Origin of the sequence: Mesorhizobium sp. M4A.F.Ca.ET.090.04.2.1 (assembly GCF_003999085.1) — a bacterium.
GTDB lineage: Bacteria > Pseudomonadota > Alphaproteobacteria > Rhizobiales > Rhizobiaceae > Mesorhizobium.
On sequence record NZ_RZOT01000806.1, the window covers coordinates 1 to 1,661 of the forward strand.

Sequence of the window (1,661 nt, forward strand, 5' to 3'; positions counted from 1 at the left end):
CCATGGCGCTGCCCAAGGCCAGGTCATTGCCGTGTTCGACGTGCCGCGCAACCATCCGGCCCGCGCGCTGCTTGCCGACAACGCCATCGAGGATGACGGCGACATCATCCTGCGCCGCGTGCAGACGGCCGACGGCCGCACGCGCGTTTTCGTCAACGATCAGCCGTCCAGTGTCACGCTGATGCGCGATATCGGCCATGTGCTGGTCGAGATCCATGGTCAGCACGACGAGCGGGCGTTGGTCGATCCGGGCGCGCATCGCGAATTGCTGGACAGTTTCGGCGGCCATCTCGGCGCCGCGCGCGCGACGGGCGAAGCCTGGCGCTACTGGCGCGGCTGCGAGCAGGACCTTGCCAAGCATCGCGCCAAGGTCGAGGCCGCGGCGCGCGAAGCCGACTATCTGCGCGCCTCCGTCGCCGAACTGGCGAAGCTCGATCCGCAGCCGGGCGAGGAGAGCGAGCTTGCCGAACTGCGCGCCACGATGATGCGGGCGGAAAAGATCGCCTCGGAAATCCACGACGCGCAGGACGTGCTTTCGGGACCGTCCTCGCCGCTGCCGCAGCTGGCCAGCCTGCTCAGGCGCCTGCAGCGCAAGGCGGGAGAGGCGCCGGGCCTGCTCGACGACGTGGTGAAGTCGCTCGACGAGGCGATGCTGTCGCTCGATGCGGCGCAGTCGGGCGTCGAGGCGGCGCTGCGCGCCACCGAATATGATCCGCAACGGCTGGAGAAGGCGGAAGAACGGCTGTTTTCGCTGCGCGCCGCCTCGCGCAAGCACAGCGTCGCGGTCGACGATCTAGCGCAGTTGCGTGACACGATGGCCGCCGACCTCGCCGATCTCGACGCCGGCGAGGACCGCCTGCACGGCCTGGAGAAGCAGGCGGCAGCGGCGCGCGAAGCCTACGACATCTCAGCCGCGCAACTGTCCTCGCTTCGCCATGCCGCCGCCGTCGGCCTGACCAGGGCGGTGATGGCCGAATTGCCGGCGCTCAAGCTCGAACGCGCTGAGTTCATCGTCGAGCTGGCGAGCGATGCCTCGAGCCGGATGGAAGAAGGCATCGACCAGGTCGAGTTCTGGGTGCGCACCAATCCGGGCACCAGGCCCGGGCCGATGATGAAGGTCGCTTCCGGCGGCGAACTGTCGCGCTTCCTCCTGGCGCTGAAGGTGGCGCTGGCCGACCGCGGCTCGGCGCCGACGCTGGTCTTCGACGAAATCGACACCGGGGTCGGCGGCGCCGTGGCGGATGCCATCGGCCAGCGGCTGGCCAGGTTGTCGAAGCGCGTGCAGGTGCTGTCCGTCACCCACGCGCCGCAAGTGGCGGCGCGCGCGGCGACGCATTTCCTGATCTCCAAATCCGGCGGCACCGACAAGGTCGCCACCGGCGTTGCCGAGATGGACCGGCCGGCGCGCCAGGAGGAGATTGCGCGCATGCTGGCCGGCGCCACCATCACCGACGAGGCGCGCGCGGCGGCGGAGCGTCTGCTGCGCGAGAACACGGCGGCAGCCTAGGCTGCGTTGATATTCAGGTGAGGCCGGCCTGCGAACGGCGGCTTCCTGCGCTTCCGGTGCTCGCGTACCCAAAAGTACGCTCCGCTCCGGTTCTCGGAAGCCACCCTTCTCGACTCGGCCTGACCTGAATCTCAACACATCCTGGGTGCTTGAT

The 1,661-nt window shown here is 69.1% G+C and carries 1 protein-coding gene; it reads left to right on the forward strand.

Annotated features, from left to right (window positions below):
* Positions 1-1,507: DNA repair protein RecN (locus EN781_RS32060; protein WP_145965769.1), on the forward strand; the 1,507-nt coding region annotated here is incomplete at its 5' end.
* Positions 1,508-1,661: the final 154 nt, after the last annotated feature.